The organism is Streptomyces hundungensis, from assembly GCF_003627815.1.
GTDB lineage: Bacteria > Actinomycetota > Actinomycetes > Streptomycetales > Streptomycetaceae > Streptomyces > Streptomyces hundungensis_A.
Genome location: NZ_CP032698.1, coordinates 6,873,599 through 6,888,211, shown reverse-complemented (window position 1 = coordinate 6,888,211; position 14,613 = coordinate 6,873,599). Strand labels below are relative to the sequence as shown.

General features: G+C 72.3%; 13 protein-coding genes. 3 read left to right on the top strand and 10 right to left on the bottom strand.

Features of this window, described 5'->3' with window-relative positions; all coding sequences use genetic code 11:
* Positions 1 to 46: 46 nt before the first annotated feature.
* Positions 47 to 1,498: a PLP-dependent aminotransferase family protein gene (locus tag DWB77_RS30545; protein WP_120725062.1), complete on the bottom strand. Its 1,452-nt coding sequence runs from the start codon at positions 1,496 to 1,498 to the stop codon at positions 47 to 49.
* Between DWB77_RS30545 and DWB77_RS30540 the strand changes: the two genes are divergently transcribed.
* Positions 1,497 to 2,423 carry a DMT family transporter gene (locus tag DWB77_RS30540; RefSeq protein ID WP_120725060.1) on the top strand — a complete coding sequence of 309 codons (927 nt, stop codon included), beginning with the start codon at positions 1,497 to 1,499 and terminating at the stop codon, positions 2,421 to 2,423. The genes DWB77_RS30545 and DWB77_RS30540 overlap by 2 nt on opposite strands.
* A gap of 78 nt (positions 2,424 to 2,501) precedes the next feature.
* Here DWB77_RS30540 and DWB77_RS30535 read toward each other — a convergent pair whose 3' ends face one another.
* The gene (locus DWB77_RS30535) at positions 2,502 to 3,803 is read right to left on the bottom strand and encodes a glycoside hydrolase family 10 protein (RefSeq protein WP_428985164.1); all 1,302 of its coding nucleotides are present in this window, start codon (positions 3,801 to 3,803) and stop codon (positions 2,502 to 2,504) included.
* A 165-nt stretch (positions 3,804 to 3,968) separates the two neighbouring features.
* Here DWB77_RS30535 and DWB77_RS30530 point away from each other — a divergent pair, with 165 nt between their 5' ends.
* Both DWB77_RS30530 and DWB77_RS30525 read left to right on the top strand, forming a co-directional pair.
* On the top strand, positions 3,969 to 4,829 hold the full coding sequence (locus DWB77_RS30530) for a 3-hydroxybutyryl-CoA dehydrogenase (RefSeq protein WP_120725057.1): 861 nt from the start codon (positions 3,969 to 3,971) through the stop codon (positions 4,827 to 4,829).
* Positions 4,830 to 5,022: 193 nt separating this feature from the next.
* The gene (locus tag DWB77_RS30525) at positions 5,023 to 5,280 is read left to right on the top strand and encodes a hypothetical protein (RefSeq protein ID WP_120725055.1); all 258 of its coding nucleotides are present in this window, start codon (positions 5,023 to 5,025) and stop codon (positions 5,278 to 5,280) included.
* A 10-nt stretch (positions 5,281 to 5,290) separates the two neighbouring features.
* Here DWB77_RS30525 and DWB77_RS30520 read toward each other — a convergent pair whose 3' ends face one another.
* The 8 genes from DWB77_RS30520 to rpmI all read right to left on the bottom strand — a co-directional run bounded on the left by DWB77_RS30520 (position 5,291) and on the right by rpmI (position 14,545).
* On the bottom strand, positions 5,291 to 5,827 hold the full coding sequence (locus tag DWB77_RS30520; RefSeq protein ID WP_120725053.1) for an NUDIX domain-containing protein: 537 nt from the start codon (positions 5,825 to 5,827) through the stop codon (positions 5,291 to 5,293).
* Between the two features lie 51 nt (positions 5,828 to 5,878).
* A complete protein-coding gene (locus tag DWB77_RS30515; protein WP_120725051.1) occupies positions 5,879 to 7,219 on the bottom strand; it encodes a transcriptional regulator in 1,341 nt (446 codons plus the stop codon).
* A 369-nt stretch (positions 7,220 to 7,588) separates the two neighbouring features.
* Positions 7,589 to 10,117 carry a phenylalanine--tRNA ligase subunit beta gene (gene pheT, locus DWB77_RS30510; protein ID WP_120725049.1) on the bottom strand — a complete coding sequence of 843 codons (2,529 nt, stop codon included), beginning with the start codon at positions 10,115 to 10,117 and terminating at the stop codon, positions 7,589 to 7,591.
* Positions 10,117 to 11,247, bottom strand: a complete 1,131-nt coding sequence (pheS, locus tag DWB77_RS30505; protein WP_120725048.1) for a phenylalanine--tRNA ligase subunit alpha — start codon at positions 11,245 to 11,247, stop codon at positions 10,117 to 10,119. Before pheS ends, pheT begins: the two co-directional genes overlap by 1 nt.
* Before the next feature lie 174 nt (positions 11,248 to 11,421).
* Positions 11,422 to 12,546, bottom strand: a complete 1,125-nt coding sequence (locus DWB77_RS30500; protein ID WP_120725046.1) for a sensor histidine kinase — start codon at positions 12,544 to 12,546, stop codon at positions 11,422 to 11,424.
* Between the two features lie 53 nt (positions 12,547 to 12,599).
* A complete protein-coding gene (locus DWB77_RS30495; protein WP_120725045.1) occupies positions 12,600 to 13,454 on the bottom strand; it encodes a TrmH family RNA methyltransferase in 855 nt (284 codons plus the stop codon).
* 408 nt (positions 13,455 to 13,862) lie between these two features.
* Complete coding sequence (rplT, locus tag DWB77_RS30485) at positions 13,863 to 14,246, bottom strand: 50S ribosomal protein L20 (RefSeq protein WP_003970214.1); 384 nt, start codon at positions 14,244 to 14,246, stop codon at positions 13,863 to 13,865.
* A gap of 104 nt (positions 14,247 to 14,350) precedes the next feature.
* Entirely contained in the window at positions 14,351 to 14,545 is a 195-nt protein-coding gene (gene rpmI, locus DWB77_RS30480; protein WP_053723558.1) for a 50S ribosomal protein L35, read from the bottom strand.
* Positions 14,546 to 14,613 lie beyond the last annotated feature (68 nt).

The following is a 14,613-nucleotide window of genomic DNA, read 5'->3' as shown; positions in this document are numbered from 1 at the left end:
CAGTGGCGGGGGCCACGTGAAAGGACGGGCGCCAGAACGCCCCGGGTCATTGGTCCAGCGGCCGGGCGAGCACGCCGTCCAGGGCGGTGCGCAGTCTGCGGACGGCCTCGGAGATCTCCACGCGGCCCGTCACACCCGCGAAGCTGAGGCGGAGGTGGCCGGCGGTGGGTTCGGCGCTGAAGTAGGGGCGGCCGGGGGCGACGGCGACGCCCGCGCGCAGCGCCGCGGAGAGCATGGCGCTCTCGGGGAGGCCGTCGGGCAGCCGGAGCCAGAGGTGGTAGCCGCCGGAGGGAACGTGCGGCAGGGCGAGTTCGGGGAGGTGGTGCAGGACGGCGGCGGCGAGGGCCTCGCGGCGCGCGGTCAACTCGGCGGACACGGCGCGCAGATGACGGCTCCAGGCCGGGGAGCCGACGAGTTCGAGGGCGGTCTCCTGAAGGGGGCGCGGCACGAAGAACGAGTCGACGACCTGGATGGCGCGCAGCCGTTCCAGTACGGGCCCGCGGGCGGCGAGCGCGCCGACGCGCAGGCTCGGTGAGGTCGCCTTGGTGAGGGAGGAGACATGGACGACGACGCCGTCCGGGTCGTCGGCGGCGAGCGGCGCGGGCAGCGGGCCCGCGTCCTCGTGGGCGAGCCGGCGGGCGAAGTCGTCCTCGACGACGAACGCGCCGCACGCGTGCGCGATGCGGACCACTTCGCGGCCCCGGTCCGGGGCGAGCAGGGCCCCGGTCGGGTTCTGGAACAGGGGTTGGCAGACGAGGACGCGGGCGCCGGTGGCGGCGAAGGCCCGGGCGAGGAGTTCGGGGCGCAGGCCGTCACCGTCCACCGGAACGGGGACGGGGCGCAGGCCGCTGGCGCGGGCGATGGCCAGCAGGCCGGGGTAGGTGGGCGATTCGACGAGGACGGGCGCGCCGGGCGCGGCGAGCGCGCGCAGGGTGGTGGTCAGCGCGGCCTGGCCGCCCGCGGTGACCAGGACGTCCGCGGCGGTGACCCCGCCCCCGATCTCGCGGGCGAACCAGGAGCGCAGATCGGTGAGCCCCTCGACGGGCGGGCGGCTCCAGACGCCGGGGCGCCGGCCTGCCCGGCCGAGGGCCGCGGCCATGGCGCGTTCGGGCTGGAGGCCGGGGTCGAGATAGCCGCCGCTGAGGTCGATGACGCCGGTCGGCGGGACCGCGAGCGTGGCGAGGACCCCGGTGGCGTCGACGGCGCGCGGAGCGGCCTCGGTCGCGCCGTCCGCGCTGAGCGCGACCTCCTGCCACGAGGTGTCGCCGGTGCGCGGGGTGGCGTCGCGCGGCTCGGCGCGATAGGCGCCCGCGCCGGGCCGGGTGACCACGAGGCCTTCGGCGACGAGCTGGGCGAGCGCGCGCGAGACCGTCACCGGGGAGACCCGATAGCGCTCCACCAGGGCGCGACTTGACGGCAGCTTTCCACCTACCGAGTAGCGGTCCAGCTCGTTCCGCAGGGATGTTGCCAGCTCCGCCACACTGCTACGCTCATGCATGACAGCACACGATAGCGCTACTCTCCCGATGACGATAGCGGTCGACACCGAGCGCCGGATCGGTTCCGTTCTGCCGCGCGGGGGGCTGCTCGCCGCACTCGGCGTGATCTCCTTCTCCCTGACCTTCCCCGGCACCGCCTGGGGTCTGGAGAGCTTCGGCCCCTGGTCCCTGGTGTCGCTGCGCATCGCGCTGTCCGCGCTGATCGCGAGTGCGCTGCTGCTCGGGCAGCGGGTTCCGGTCCCCGACCGGGCGCACTGGGGCGGCCTCGCGGTGGTGGCGGGCGGCTCGCTCATCGGGTTCCCGCTGCTCACCACGCTCGCCCTGGAGACCTCGACGACCTCGCACGCCGCCGTGGTGATCGGGCTCCTTCCGCTGGCCACGGCCGCGCTTGGCGCGGTGCGCACCGGGCGCAGGCCCTCGCGGGCGTTCTGGACGGCCGCGCTCGCCGGGGCCGTAGTGGTCGCCGTGTTCACGGTGCAGCAGAGCGGCGGGGCGCTGTCCGCCGGGGACGTGTACCTCTTCGCCGCGCTGCTGGTCTGCGCCGCCGCCTATGTGGAGGGGGGCCGGCTCGCCGCGGTCATGCCGGGCTGGCAGGTGGTCGGCTGGGCGCTGGTGCTGTGTCTGCCGTTCGCCCTCGCAGGGTCCGCGGTGGCGCTCGCGTACGAGCCGTGGCGGCTCACCGCGCACGGCCTGGCCGGTCTGCTGTGGCTGGCGGTCGGGTCCAACTGTTTCGGCCTGTACGTCTGGTACCGGGGGCTCGCCGCGGTAGGGGTGACCAAGGCCAGCCAGCTCCAGCTCGCCCAGCCGCTGCTCACCCTCGTCTGGTCGGTGCTCCTGCTCGGCGAGCACCTGTCGCCCGCCGCCCCGCTCGCGGCGGCCGGCGTCCTGGTGTGCATCGCGGTCACCCAGCGGGCCAGGTCCTGACCCACCGCCGGCGCCCGCACGCGCGGCCCGCACCCACACCCGCGCCCGCCGCCCGTACCCGCACGCGCCGCCCGGCCCTCAGCGGGCTCGGTCCGCGTAGTGGTCGGCGACGACCCGGGCCATGGCCCCGACCCGGTCCTCCGTGACCTCCTTCGCGGCGAAGAAGCAGTGGCCGCGCACCGAGGCGTACCGTCCGGCCAGGGTCAGATGGCGGGACAGCTCCGCCGGGTCCTGCCAGGCCGAGGGCTGCGCCGGGTCGCCCGCCTTGTACAGGGCCTCGCCGATGTACAGCTCGACGCCGGTCCCCCGCACGACCTCGTCCCACCAGGGCACCAGGACCGCGTAGTCGGCCGCGGCAAGCCCGATGTTCCAGTACAGCTGGGGGCAGATGTAGTCGATGAGCTCCTCCCGCACCCAGCCGCGGGTGTCGGCGTACAGGTCGTCGTAGGTCTGGGCGCCGGCCGTCGTCGCCGAGCCCCGCGGGTCGCTCGCCGCGTTGCGCCACACCCCGAACGGGCTGATCCCGAACCGGACTTGGGGCCTGATCTCCTTGATCCTCGCGGCCGTCTCCCGCACCAGCCGGTCGATGTTGTCGCGCCGCCAGGCGGCCCGGTCGGAGAAGCCCCCGCCGTGCCGGGCGTACGCCGCGTCGTCGTCGAAGCTCTGGCCCGCCACCGGATAGGGGTAGAAGTAGTCGTCCCAGTGGACGCCGTCGATGGCGTAGCGGCGGACCGCGTCCAGCATGGCGTCCTCGACGAACCGGCGGACCTCGGGCAGGCCCGGGTTGTAGTAGAGCTTCCCTCCGTACGGGACGACCCACTCCGGGTGCACGCGTGCGGGGTGGGAGGCGATGAGACGCGCGGGGTCGGTGTGGTTGGCCACGCGGTACGGGTTGAACCAGGCGTGCAGGGCGAGCCCGCGCCGGTGCGCCTCCTCGACGGCGGTGCCCAGCGGATCCCACCCCGGCTCCTGGCCCTGCACCCCCGTCAGCCACTGGGACCACGGCTCGTACGGGGACGGCCACAGCGCGTCGGCGGTGGGGCGGACCTGAAAGACCACCGTGTTCAGGCGCCGCTCGGCCGCCCGGTCCAGATGGGCCAGGAGCTCGACCCGCTGGGCCGCGGCGGGCAGGCCCGGCCGCGAGGGCCAGTCGCGGTTCACCACGGTCGCCAGCCACACTCCGCGGAACTCGCCCCCCGTGCCGTCGCCCGCCTCCCGCCCCACCCGGGCCCGCGCCTGTGGGCGGCCCGCAGCCGCATCCCGCACGGCCCGCTCCAGGGAGCCGTCCCGGTCCGCGGCGGCCGTGCCACCCGCGGTGATCAGCCCGCTCAGCGCCCCGGCCGTGCCCGCCACGAAGCCCCGCCGCGTGATTCGCCCCACGTTCGCCCCTCGCTCAGGTCCCATGAGCCCAGGTGTACCGGACGGCGTGGCCGCCCCGGACCCACGGGCCCGCGCGCGTTCGGAGTAACGTCAGGGGCCGAAGGCGGGCGCCGGAATCACACGGGGGACCTGCCCGGGGACTTGCAGTAGAGCGAAAGGCACGATGTGACCGACATCGAACGCGTCGGAATTGTGGGCTGTGGCCAGATGGGCGCGGGCATCGCGGAGGTGTGCGCCCGCAGCGGCCTGGACGTCATGGTCGCCGAGACCACCGGCGAGGCCCTGGAGATCGGCCGCACCCGGCTGCACAACTCCCTCTCGAAGGCCGCCGAGCGCGGCAAGATCTCCGAGGAGGAGCGCGACGCGACGCTCGCCCGTCTGAGCTTCACCACCGACCTGGGCGAGTTCGCCGATCGCGATCTCGTGATCGAGGCCGTCGTGGAGAACGAGCAGGTCAAGACCGAGATCTTCCAGATCCTCGACCAGGTGGTGACCCGCCCGGACGCGATCTTGGCGTCCAACACCTCCTCCATCCCGCTGGTGAAGCTCGCCGTCGCCACCTCGCGTCCCGACCAGGTCATCGGCATCCACTTCTTCAACCCGGCCCCGGTGCAGAAGCTGGTCGAGCTGATCCCCGCGCTCACCACCTCCGAGGGCACCATCAGCCGGGCGCAGGTGCTGGTGGAGAAGGTGCTCGGCAAGCACGCCATCCGCGCCCAGGACCGTTCGGGCTTCGTGGTCAACGCGCTGCTCATCCCGTATCTGCTCTCGGCGATCCGGATGTTCGAGTCGGGCATCGCGAGCCGTGAGGACATCGACAACGGCATGGAGCTGGGCTGCGCCCACCCGATGGGTCCGCTGAAGCTGTCCGACCTCATCGGCCTGGACACCGTCGCCTCCGTCGCGGACTCGATGTACGACGAGTACAAGGAGCCCCTGTACGCCGCTCCCCCGTTGCTCCAGCGGATGGTGGACGCCGGACGCCTCGGCCGCAAGACCGGGTCCGGTTTCTACTCGTACGCCTGAGCAGGGTGGCGTACGCCGGTATACGCGGGTGTACGCCTGAGAGGCGTGGGCCGGGGCTCGCGCCGCGCACACCCGGTGTGCGACACGAGCCCGCATATGCCCATCGCACACGCTCCCGCCCCTGGTACACGGCGAGTTGACTCTGAGCCAGCACATTCCTGGCACGTCCGGAACAGGACTAAGGAGCCACACCGTGTCCACCCACTCGGGACATTCGACCAGCGTCGACGAACTGGCGGAGTTACGCCGCCGCCTGGAAGTCGGCATGGCCCACATGGACGGTCAGCTCGCGCTGCTCGCCCAGCGGGGCGAGCAGACGGAGCGTGAACTGACCGAGACGGCGGGACGGGTGGCGGCCCTCGAACATCTGAGGTGGCCGCTCCCCGCCCTCACCGTGCTGACCGCCATGGGCGCGCTCTCGCTCGCCGTCTGGCAGGCCCTGGGTCGCTAGGGTCGCGCGGCTAGCCGTCGGCCAGTCGCAGATGGTGCAGGAGGAGGAGTCCGGCCGCCATGTTGGCGGCCGGGACCTCCCCCCGGGCGACCATGTCGGGCACCAGCTTGAGGGGTATCCACTCACGGCGGGACGACTCGAAGTCGTCCTGGGGGTGGCCGATGTACTCGGCCGACTCGGACCAGAACAGATGGTGCCGGGCGTCGATGAGCCCGTTGGCGGGCTCGACGGTGAGCAGGGGTTTGAGCGGTCCCGGCCGCCAGCCGGTCTCCTCCTCCATTTCCCGGGCGGCGGCGGCCTCGATGTCCTCGCCGTCCTCGACGACTCCGGCGGCCAGTTCCCAGCCCCAGCTGTCGGTGATGAAGCGGTGCCGCCACAGCAGCAGCACCTCGTTGGCGGCGTTGACGACGGTCGCGACGGCGACCGGCCGCAGCCTGATCAGGAAGTGGTCCAGGTGTCGCCCGTCCGGAAGCGCCACGTCCGCGAGGTTGACCCGAAACCAGCGATTCTCATACACAGTTTGTTCGTTCAGATTCGTCCACTGCACGTTTCTGCCACCTTCCGACAAGTCGATGGCAATATCGCAGCAGGCTGACGGTTACAGGGGAACGCGAAGTGCCCCGTCGATCAGCTCGGCGGCCTCGTCGGCGCCCGCGCAACCGCTCGCGATCAGGTGCTCGCGCACCAGCCGCAGCCGGTCACGCAATCGCTGCGACTCCATCCCCCGGGCCCGCTCCGCCATCTCGACCGCGGTGGCCACGGCCCGGTCGGCGTCGCCCTGCCGCAGCTCGATCTGCGCGAGCATCGCAAGGCGGTGCACCCTGCCCCTGTCGTGGCAGGGTGCGTCGGCCGCGAGGGCGGCCTGTTCGCGCGCGGCCGTGAGATCGCCGAGGCTGAGCAGGGCCTCGGCCACCTGGACGTTCACCAGGCCGGGCTGGACGTAGCCGGTCTCGGCCGGCTCCTGGCCCGGCCTGATCCGCCCGGCGGCCGACTCCGCGCTCCTGATCGAGGACAGCGCGCTGTGCCCGTCTCCCAGATGCGCGTACGCCTTGCCCTGCATGGCGTGCAGATCGGCGGCGAGCGCGGGGCTCAGCCGGCCGCCGGCCGCCCGCAGGGCCGCCTCCGCGAAGGCGACCGACTGGCGGTAGTCCCGCATGAACAGGGACTGGTTGACGAGCAGCGCGATCACATAGGCCCCAAGTGCCGTGTCCCCACTGGCCTTTGCGAGCCGCAGCGCCTGATGGAAGTAACGCTGCGCCAGGCCCTGGGCGTTGGAGTCGTACGCGCAAATCCCGGCGATGGCCACCAACCCCCCGGTGGCGCGGTGGAGTTGGCGCCCGGTGGCGTCCGTGTAGCCACCGCGCAGCAGGGGGGCGGTCTCGGCGTTGAGGAAGCCGACGATGCGGGAGCGGGTCGCGATGCCGCCCGCCTTGCGGTACATCAACTCGTAGTGCTCGCGCGCCGAGCGCAGCATCTCGATGTCGGACTCGCTCACCGCGGTCTGCCCGTCGCGGGAGACATCGGTGTCCTCCGGCGGGTTCTCCCACTCCCACACGGGCATGACGGCGGGGGTTCCGGTGACGGCCGGGGCGTCCAGTATGTGGGTGCGCTGCTGTTCGTCGGAGCGCCACAGGGCGGTGGCCCGCTCGACGAATCCGGCGAGCGGCGAACCGTGTACGGGGGCCGGCCCACCCGGCACTCCGAGGCCGATGTCGTCGAGGGTGACCCGTCGGCGCAGCCGTCCCGCCAGCACCTCGCAGAGCAGATCGGGCACCTGGCCGCGCGGCCGTTGGCCCTTCAGCCACCGGGCGACCGCGGTGTGTTCGTATCTGAGTGCGAGACCTCTGGCGCGTCCCGCCTGGTTCACCCGGGCCGCGAGCCCGGCGTGGGAGATCCCCGCCTCGTCCACCAGGGAGTCGAGCAGGGTATTGGGCTGCATGGGGCCCTCCGTCGGCTCGGTGGGGCCAGCCTAATCGAGGGCGGTTCACACGGGGTGTGAAGCGAGTACCCGCATTTATGCGCCGCGCTCTCTGCCCGTGAGCGCCCCCGGTCGGTTGACTCTGAACCGCCTCCCGTTGAGGCGAACGGGCCGCCGGCTCCCCCTCGAACAGTGCGGCGGCCCGCTCCCGGCGCCGTCCGCCCTGTCCGCGCTGCCCGGCACTCCCGGCAGGGCGACGGCGCCTCACCACCCGGGCGGCCCCCTGCGCGACCCGGCCCCAACGGGCTTGGCGGCAGGGCCCGTTCACCACGACGTGAGGGGCACACCGAGAACTCCCGGTGTGCCCCTCACGTCGTGGTCTCGCGGGGATCACGCCCCGCGCAGCACCGCGCCCGTCAGCTCGCCGGCCCGGGCGACCGCGGCGTCGCGGGCGGCCGAGGCCTCCTCGACGGTCAGGGTGCGGTCGGCCGCGCGGAACCGCAGCGCATAGGCGAGCGACTTCCTTCCCTCGCCGACCTGCTCGCCGCTGAAGACGTCGAACAGGCGGATGGACTCAAGGAGTTCACCGGCGCCGGAGCGCAGCGCGTTCTCCACCGAGGCGGCCGGCACGGAGGCGTCGACGACGAGCGCCACATCCTGGGTGGCCACCGGGAAGGAGGAGATGCGCGGCGCCTGGACCACACCCTCGACGGCGCGCTCCAGGGCGTCGAGGTCGAGCTCCATCGCACAGCTGCGGGCAGGCAGAGCGAACGCCTTGACGACACGCGGGTGCAGCTCACCGGCGTGCCCGACCAGGGTCTTCACCCCACCGGGGAACACATACAGCTCGGCGCAGCGACCCGGGTGCCAGGGACCGTACTGGCCCTGCTCCACAACGAGTTCGAGCCCCGCCTCGGCGGCCACGGTACGCGCCGCCTCGACGGCGTCGGCCCAGTCGGCCGGGCGGCCCTTGCCCCACCAGCCGGCCTGCTCGCGCGCACCGGCCAGGACGGCGCCCACGTGGCGCGGCTGCACGGGCAGCACGGCGTCCAGCGCGGCGATCTCCTCGTCGGTGGGGCGGCGGTCGACGGGCAGCCGGGCCGCGACGCCCGGGTTCGGCGACGGGTGGAAGACCAGGCCCGTCTCGAAGAGCGCCAGGTCGTGGCTGCCGCGGCCGACGTTGCGGCGCAGCGTGGCAAGGAGCCCCGGAAGGAGCGTGGTGCGCAGCGCCGGCTCCTCGTCGCTGAGCGGGTTGACCAGCTTCACGACGTCGCGGTTGGGGTCCTCGGCGTCCAGCTGGAGCTGGTCGAAGACCGACTCGGCGACGAACGGGTAGCTCGGCGCCTCGGTGAACCCGGCCCCGGCGAGCGCCCGGCCGACCCTGCGGTGCAGGCGCTGACGCTCCGTCAGACCCCGTCCGGCGGGCGGCTTGGGCAGCGTGGAGGGCAGGTTGGCGTAGCCCTCCAGGCGGATGACCTCTTCGGCCAGGTCGTTCGGCTCGGTGAGGTCGGGGCGCCAGGACGGCACCGTCACGACGAGCTCGTCCTGCCCGTACGCGTCGCAGCCGACCTCCTGGAGGCGGCGTACGACGGTCTCGCGGCCGTACTCGATGCCCGCGACGCGGTCCGGGTGGTCGGCGTGCATCGCGATGGTGCGCGGTGCGGACGGCGAGACGATCTCGGTGACGCCGGCCTCGGCCGTGCCGCCCGCGAGCAGCACGAGCAGGTCGACGGTCCGCTGGGCGGCGGCGGCCGCAGCCTGCGGGTCGACGCCGCGCTCGAAGCGCTTGGACGCCTCGGAGCTCAGCTTGTGGCGGCGCGCGGTGCGGGCGATGGCGACCGCGTCGAAGTGGGCGGCCTCGATGACGACCTCGGTGGTGCCCCTGACCTCACCGGTCTCGGGGTCCGTGACCGAGTCGGCGATCTCGGTGTTGGCTCCGCCCATCACCCCGGCGAGGCCGATGGGACCCCGGCTGTCGGTGATGACGAGGTCGGCGGCGTCCAGCTTGCGCTTCGTGCCGTCCAGCGTGGTCAGCAGCTCGCCCGCCTCGGCGCGGCGCACGCCGATGGGGCCTTCGACCTGGGTGCGGTCGTAGGCGTGCAGCGGCTGGCCGAGCTCGATCATCACGTAGTTGGTGATGTCGACGGCGAGCGAGATCGGGCGCATCCCGGCCTTCTGGAGCCGGCGCTGGAGCCAGATCGGGGAGCGGGCCTCGGGGTCGAGACCGGTCACGGTGCGCGCCGTGAAGCGGTCGCAGCCGATCGGGTCGGCGACCTTGACCGGGTAGCCGTAGGAGTTGGGCGCGGGCACGTCGAGCAGCGCCGGGTCGCGCAGCGGCAGACCGTAGGCGATGGCGGTCTCGCGGGCCACGCCGCGCACCGACAGGCAGTCGCCGCGGTTGGCGGTGACCGCGATGTCCAGGACCTCGTCGACGAGTTCGAGCAGCGCGATGGCGTCGGTGCCGGCCTCGTGCTCGGGCGGCAGCACGATGATGCCGCCCGAGGGGTCCGGGCCCATGCCGAGCTCGTCGCTGGAGCAGATCATGCCGTGCGAGGTCCGGCCGTACGTCTTGCGCGCGGCGATCGCGAAGTCGCCGGGCAGCACGGCGCCGGGCAGCACCACGACCACCTTGTCGCCGACCGCGAAGTTGCGGGCGCCGCAGACGATCTCCTGCGGCTCACCGGTGCCGTTGGCCATGCCGACGTCCACGGTGCAGAAACGGATGGGCTTCTTGAAGCCCTCCAGCTCCTCGATGGTGAGGACCTTGCCGACGACGAGCGGGCCCTTGAGCCCGGCGCCGAGCTGCTCGACGGTCTCGACCTCAAGGCCTGCGTCGACGAGCTTGGCCTGCACATCGCGGCCGGTCTCGGTGGCGGGGAGGTCGACGTACTCCCGCAGCCAGGAAAGCGGGACCCGCATCAGATCTCCATCCCGAACGGCCGGGTGAACCGAACGTCACCCTCGACCATGTCTCGCATGTCTTCTACGTTGTGGCGGAACATCAGCATGCGCTCGATGCCGAAGCCGAAGGCGAATCCGCTGTACTTCTCGGGGTCCACACCGCAGGCGGTGAGCACCTTCGGGTTGACCATGCCGCAGCCGCCGAGCTCGATCCAGCCCTCGCTGGAGCAGGTGCGGCAGGGACGGTCCGGGTTGCCGACGGACGCGCCGCGGCAGACGTAACAGACCATGTCCATCTCGGCGGACGGCTCGGTGAAGGGGAAGAAGTTCGGCCGCAGCCGCGTCTCGATGCCCTCGCCGAAGAGCGCCTTGACCATGTGGTCGAGGGTGCCCTTGAGGTCGGCCATGGTCAGGCCCTCGTCCACGGCGAGCAGCTCGACCTGGCGGAAGACCGGGCTGTGCGTGGCGTCCAGCTCGTCGGTGCGGTAGACCCGGCCGGGGCAGATCACGTACACCGGCGGCTCGCGGTGGAGCAGCGAGCGGATCTGCACGGGCGAGGTGTGGGTGCGCAGCACGACGCCGGAGTTGGCGGCGCCCTCGGTGCCCTCCCGGCCCTGCACGAAGAACGTGTCGTGCTCGGTGCGGGCCGGGTGGTCCGGGCCGATGTTGAGCGCGTCGAAGGTGAACCACTCGGCCTCGGCCTCGGGGCCCTCGGCGACCTCGTAGCCCATGGCCACGAAGACGTCCTCGATGCGCTCGGAGAGCGTGGTCAGCGGGTGGCGGGCGCCGGCCGGCACACGGTCGTGGGGCAGGGTGACGTCCACCGCCTCCTCGACCAGGACCCGGGCGTCCCGCTCGTCCTCAAGCTCGGCCTGGCGGGCGGCCAGGGCCTTGTTCACGGCGCCGCGGGCCATGCCCACGAGCTTGCCGGCGGCGGCCTTGGCCTGCGGCGGCAGCGCGCCGATCTCGCGGTTGGCGAGCGAGAGGGGCGAGGTGCCACCGGTGTGCGCGGTCTTCGCCTGGGCGAGTGCGTCGAGGTCGCCGGCGGCCGCGAAGGCGGCGAGCGCCTCGTCCCGCATGCGCTCGATCTCTTCCGGTTTCAGCGCCTCGACCTCAACAGGGTCGTACGACTTGTTAGGTGCCGACATCTCTTCCCGTGCTTCCGATTGTCCCCCAGCTGACGCTGGGAGGTGCCCCCAGGCCGGGGGTCCCCGCGACCGTGACTGCGATTCCGCGATGGCGCGCGGACACAAACGCGCCAAAAGTCGAGTCTAACGGGGTGCGTGCATGCGGTTGCGCCCGTGGGCGGCTCGAAGGGCGATCTACTGGAGATACGCCGGAGCGCCGACGGGCAGGATAAATCGGAACTGGGCGCCGCCGCCGGGCCCCCGCCCGACCGCGATGGTGCCGCCGTGCGCCTCGACGATGCCCTTCACGATGTACAGGCCGAGCCCGGTCCCGCCGCGCTTGCTCCCCCGCCAGAAGCGGGTGAAGACACGGCCCATCGACTCCTCGGGGATGCCGGGACCTTCGTCGCTCACGGTGACGGCCGTTCCCTTCTCGTCGTGCTCGTCGATACGGACCGGCGCGGGCGCCACCTCAATGGTGACGGTTCCCTCGCCGTGGCGCACCGCGTTTTCCAGCAGGTTGCCGAGGATCTGGTCGATCTTGTCGGGGTCGGCCCACAGATCGGGCAGCGGCCGCTGTACGCGCACCAGGAAGCGGTCCGGGGTCTGGCCGGAGGCGACGTGGGCCTGGAGGTGGCGGCCGACGGCGGCCGGGATGTCGACCGGCTGACGGCGCACTTCGAGGCGGCCCGAGTCGATGCGCGAGATGTCCAGGAGCTCGGCGATGAGCCGGGTGACGCGGTTGGCGTCGGCGTCGACCGTCTCCAGCATGAGCCGCTTCTGGTCGTCCGTGAACCGCTCCCACTTGGCGAGCAGCGTCGCGGTGAACCCCTTGACGGAGGTCAGGGGAGAGCGCAGCTCGTGGGCGACGGTGGCGATCAGCTCGGCGTGCGACCGTTCCGTACGCCGCCGGGCCTCGGTGGAGCGCAGGCTCACCACGACCCGGCGCACGGGTCCCCTCGGACGTTCGCGTACGTAGCGCGCGGAGACCAGCACTTCGCGGCCGCCGGGCAGCAGCAGATTGCGTTCGGGCTGGCCGACCCGGATGGCGAGGCCGCCGTAGGGGTCGGTGAGCTGCCACCAGCGCCGGCCCTTGAGGTCCTCCAGGGGCAGCGCCCGCTCCAGCGGGAAGCCGACCGCCTCGTGCTTCGCGATGGCCGTGATCCGCACGGCGGCGGCGTTGAAGCAGATGACCCGGCCCGTGTCGTCGGCGACCACGATGCCGTCGGGCAGGTCGTCGGGGTCGAAGCCGAGGACGTCGGGACCGCCGGACGGACACAGCGCGATGCTGTTGCCGTTGCTGCTCATGCCGACAGCCATCCCCCTATCCCACCTCCCGAAGCGCTGAGTGGGCCCCCGGGCCCGCAACACTACTAGTACGAGGTCACGGAGCGGCACCCTCCGGCAGCACGCTGCGCACGAGCGGAGGCGTAGAGGCACACGGCCGCGGCGGTGGCGAGGTTGAGGCTTTCGGCCTTGCCGTGGATGGGCACGCGTACCACGGCGTCCGCGAGTGCGCGGGTCTCCTCGGGCAGGCCCCAGGCCTCGTTGCCGAAGATCCAGGCGGTGGGGCCGCCCATCGTTCCCGCGTCCAGCTCGGCGTCGAGGTCGTCCTCGCCCGCGCCGTCGGCCGCCAGGATGCGGACGCCCGCGTCCCGCAGCCCCTGGACGGCCTGCTCCACGGGGACGCCCACGGCGACCGGCAGATGGAAGAGCGAACCGACCGAGGCGCGCACGGACTTGGGGTTGTAGAGGTCGACGGAGGCATCGGTCAGAACGACCGCGTCGGCGCCTGCGGCGTCCGCGCAGCGCAGTACGGTGCCGGCGTTCCCGGGGTCGCGGACGTGCGCGAGCACGGCGACGAGCCGGGGCTCGGCGCGGAGGATCTCCTCGAACGGCGAGTCCAGGAAGCGGCACACGCCGACCAGGCCCTGCGGGGTGACGGTCTGCGAGACCTCGGCGAGCACCTCGTCGTCGGCGTAGTGGACGCGGGCCCCCGCCTCCAACGCGGCGGCCACGATGTCGGCGTACCGCTCGGCGGCCTCCACGGTGGCGAACAGCTCGACGAGCGTGGCCTCACCACCACTGCGATGCCCCACGGCCTCCCGAACGGCCTGCGGCCCCTCGGCGATGAACCGCCGCTCCTTCCCCCGAAAATTACGCCGCGCGAGCCGCCGTGCGGCGGCGACGCGGGGGGAGCGCGGGGAGATCAGCTCGGGGCTGGACATGTAAGCGGTCTCTCTACGAGGTGGGTCGGAAGGGACGGCCCCTGGGCGTGGGGCACCGAGCAACGCGAGCTTTCCAAGGGCCACGAGGAACCGCGCGACAGCCAAAAACGGGGTTAGGGGCGCGAGGAACTGCGCGACCAGCCACAAGCGACCCGCAGCCAAAAACGGGGTTAGGGGCGCGAGGAACTGCGCGACCAGCCACAAGCCGGCCCGCAGCCGAAAACGACGCTAGGGGCGCGGGGAACTGCGCAACAAGCCACCCACAACCCGCAGGCGAAAACGGGGGCGCAGGGGACGCAGTCCACGGAGGGGGTCCGGGGGCCAGGCACCCGGAGATGCCCGGAACGCACCCGGACCCGCAGGCCAACGGCCTGCGGGTCCGGTCCGGCTCAACCAGCCGTCAGGCGCTTACGCGGCCTTCGGAGCGTTGACATCGCTCGGAAGCGCCTTCTGGGCCACCTCGACGAGCGCCGCGAACGCGTTGGCGTCGTTGACGGCCAGCTCCGCGAGGATCTTGCGGTCCACCTCGATGTTGGCGGCCTTCAGACCCTGGATGAGGCGGTTGTAGGTCATGCCGTTCTGGCGGGCAGCGGCGTTGATGCGCTGGATCCACAGCTGACGGAAGTCGCCCTTGCGCTTCTTGCGGTCGTTGTAGTTGTAGACCAGCGAGTGGGTGACCTGCTCCTTGGCCTTGCGGTACAGGCGCGAACGCTGACCACGGTAGCCGGAGGCCGCCTCGAGAATTGCCCGGCGCTTCTTGTGGGCGTTGACTGCCCGCTTGACGCGTGCCACTTGTTAACTCCTTGTAGCGGGGCCGTGGTTGGACTCACACGACCCGAAATCGAATAGGTCCCGGTCTCGACGTTCCGCCTCCGGCGAGCGGAGGCGGAGGAACGTCACTTGCCGAGAAGCTTCTTGACCTTCTTGGCGTCGGCCGGAGCCAGGACGACCGTGCCCGTCAGCGAGCGGGTCTTCTTGGACGACTTGTGCTCGAGCAGGTGGCGCTTGCCGGCACGCTCACGGAGCACCTTGCCGGAGCCCGTGATCTTGAAGCGCTTGCTGGCACCGCTGTGCGACTTGTTCTTCGGCATAGCGCCGTTATCTCCTCGTCAGTGGCGCTCCCAGCCGGTCCGGGGACCGGCGCTCGGGAGCGTCATAT

Excerpts from the sequence above, each read along its gene's own strand:
- DWB77_RS30545 (WP_120725062.1), bottom strand. The coding sequence starts at position 1,498 with ATGCATGAGCGTAGCAGTGTGGCGGAGCTGGCAACATCCCTGCGGAAC.
- DWB77_RS30500 (WP_120725046.1), bottom strand. The coding sequence starts at position 12,546 with ATGGCTGTCGGCATGAGCAGCAACGGCAACAGCATCGCGCTGTGTCCG.
- DWB77_RS30540 (WP_120725060.1), top strand. The coding sequence starts at position 1,497 with ATGACAGCACACGATAGCGCTACTCTCCCGATGACGATAGCGGTCGAC.
- pheS (WP_120725048.1), bottom strand. The coding sequence starts at position 11,247 with ATGTCGGCACCTAACAAGTCGTACGACCCTGTTGAGGTCGAGGCGCTG.
- pheT (WP_120725049.1), bottom strand. The coding sequence starts at position 10,117 with ATGCGGGTCCCGCTTTCCTGGCTGCGGGAGTACGTCGACCTCCCCGCC.
- rpmI (WP_053723558.1), bottom strand. The coding sequence starts at position 14,545 with ATGCCGAAGAACAAGTCGCACAGCGGTGCCAGCAAGCGCTTCAAGATC.
- DWB77_RS30515 (WP_120725051.1), bottom strand. The coding sequence starts at position 7,219 with ATGCAGCCCAATACCCTGCTCGACTCCCTGGTGGACGAGGCGGGGATC.
- DWB77_RS30495 (WP_120725045.1), bottom strand. The coding sequence starts at position 13,454 with ATGTCCAGCCCCGAGCTGATCTCCCCGCGCTCCCCCCGCGTCGCCGCC.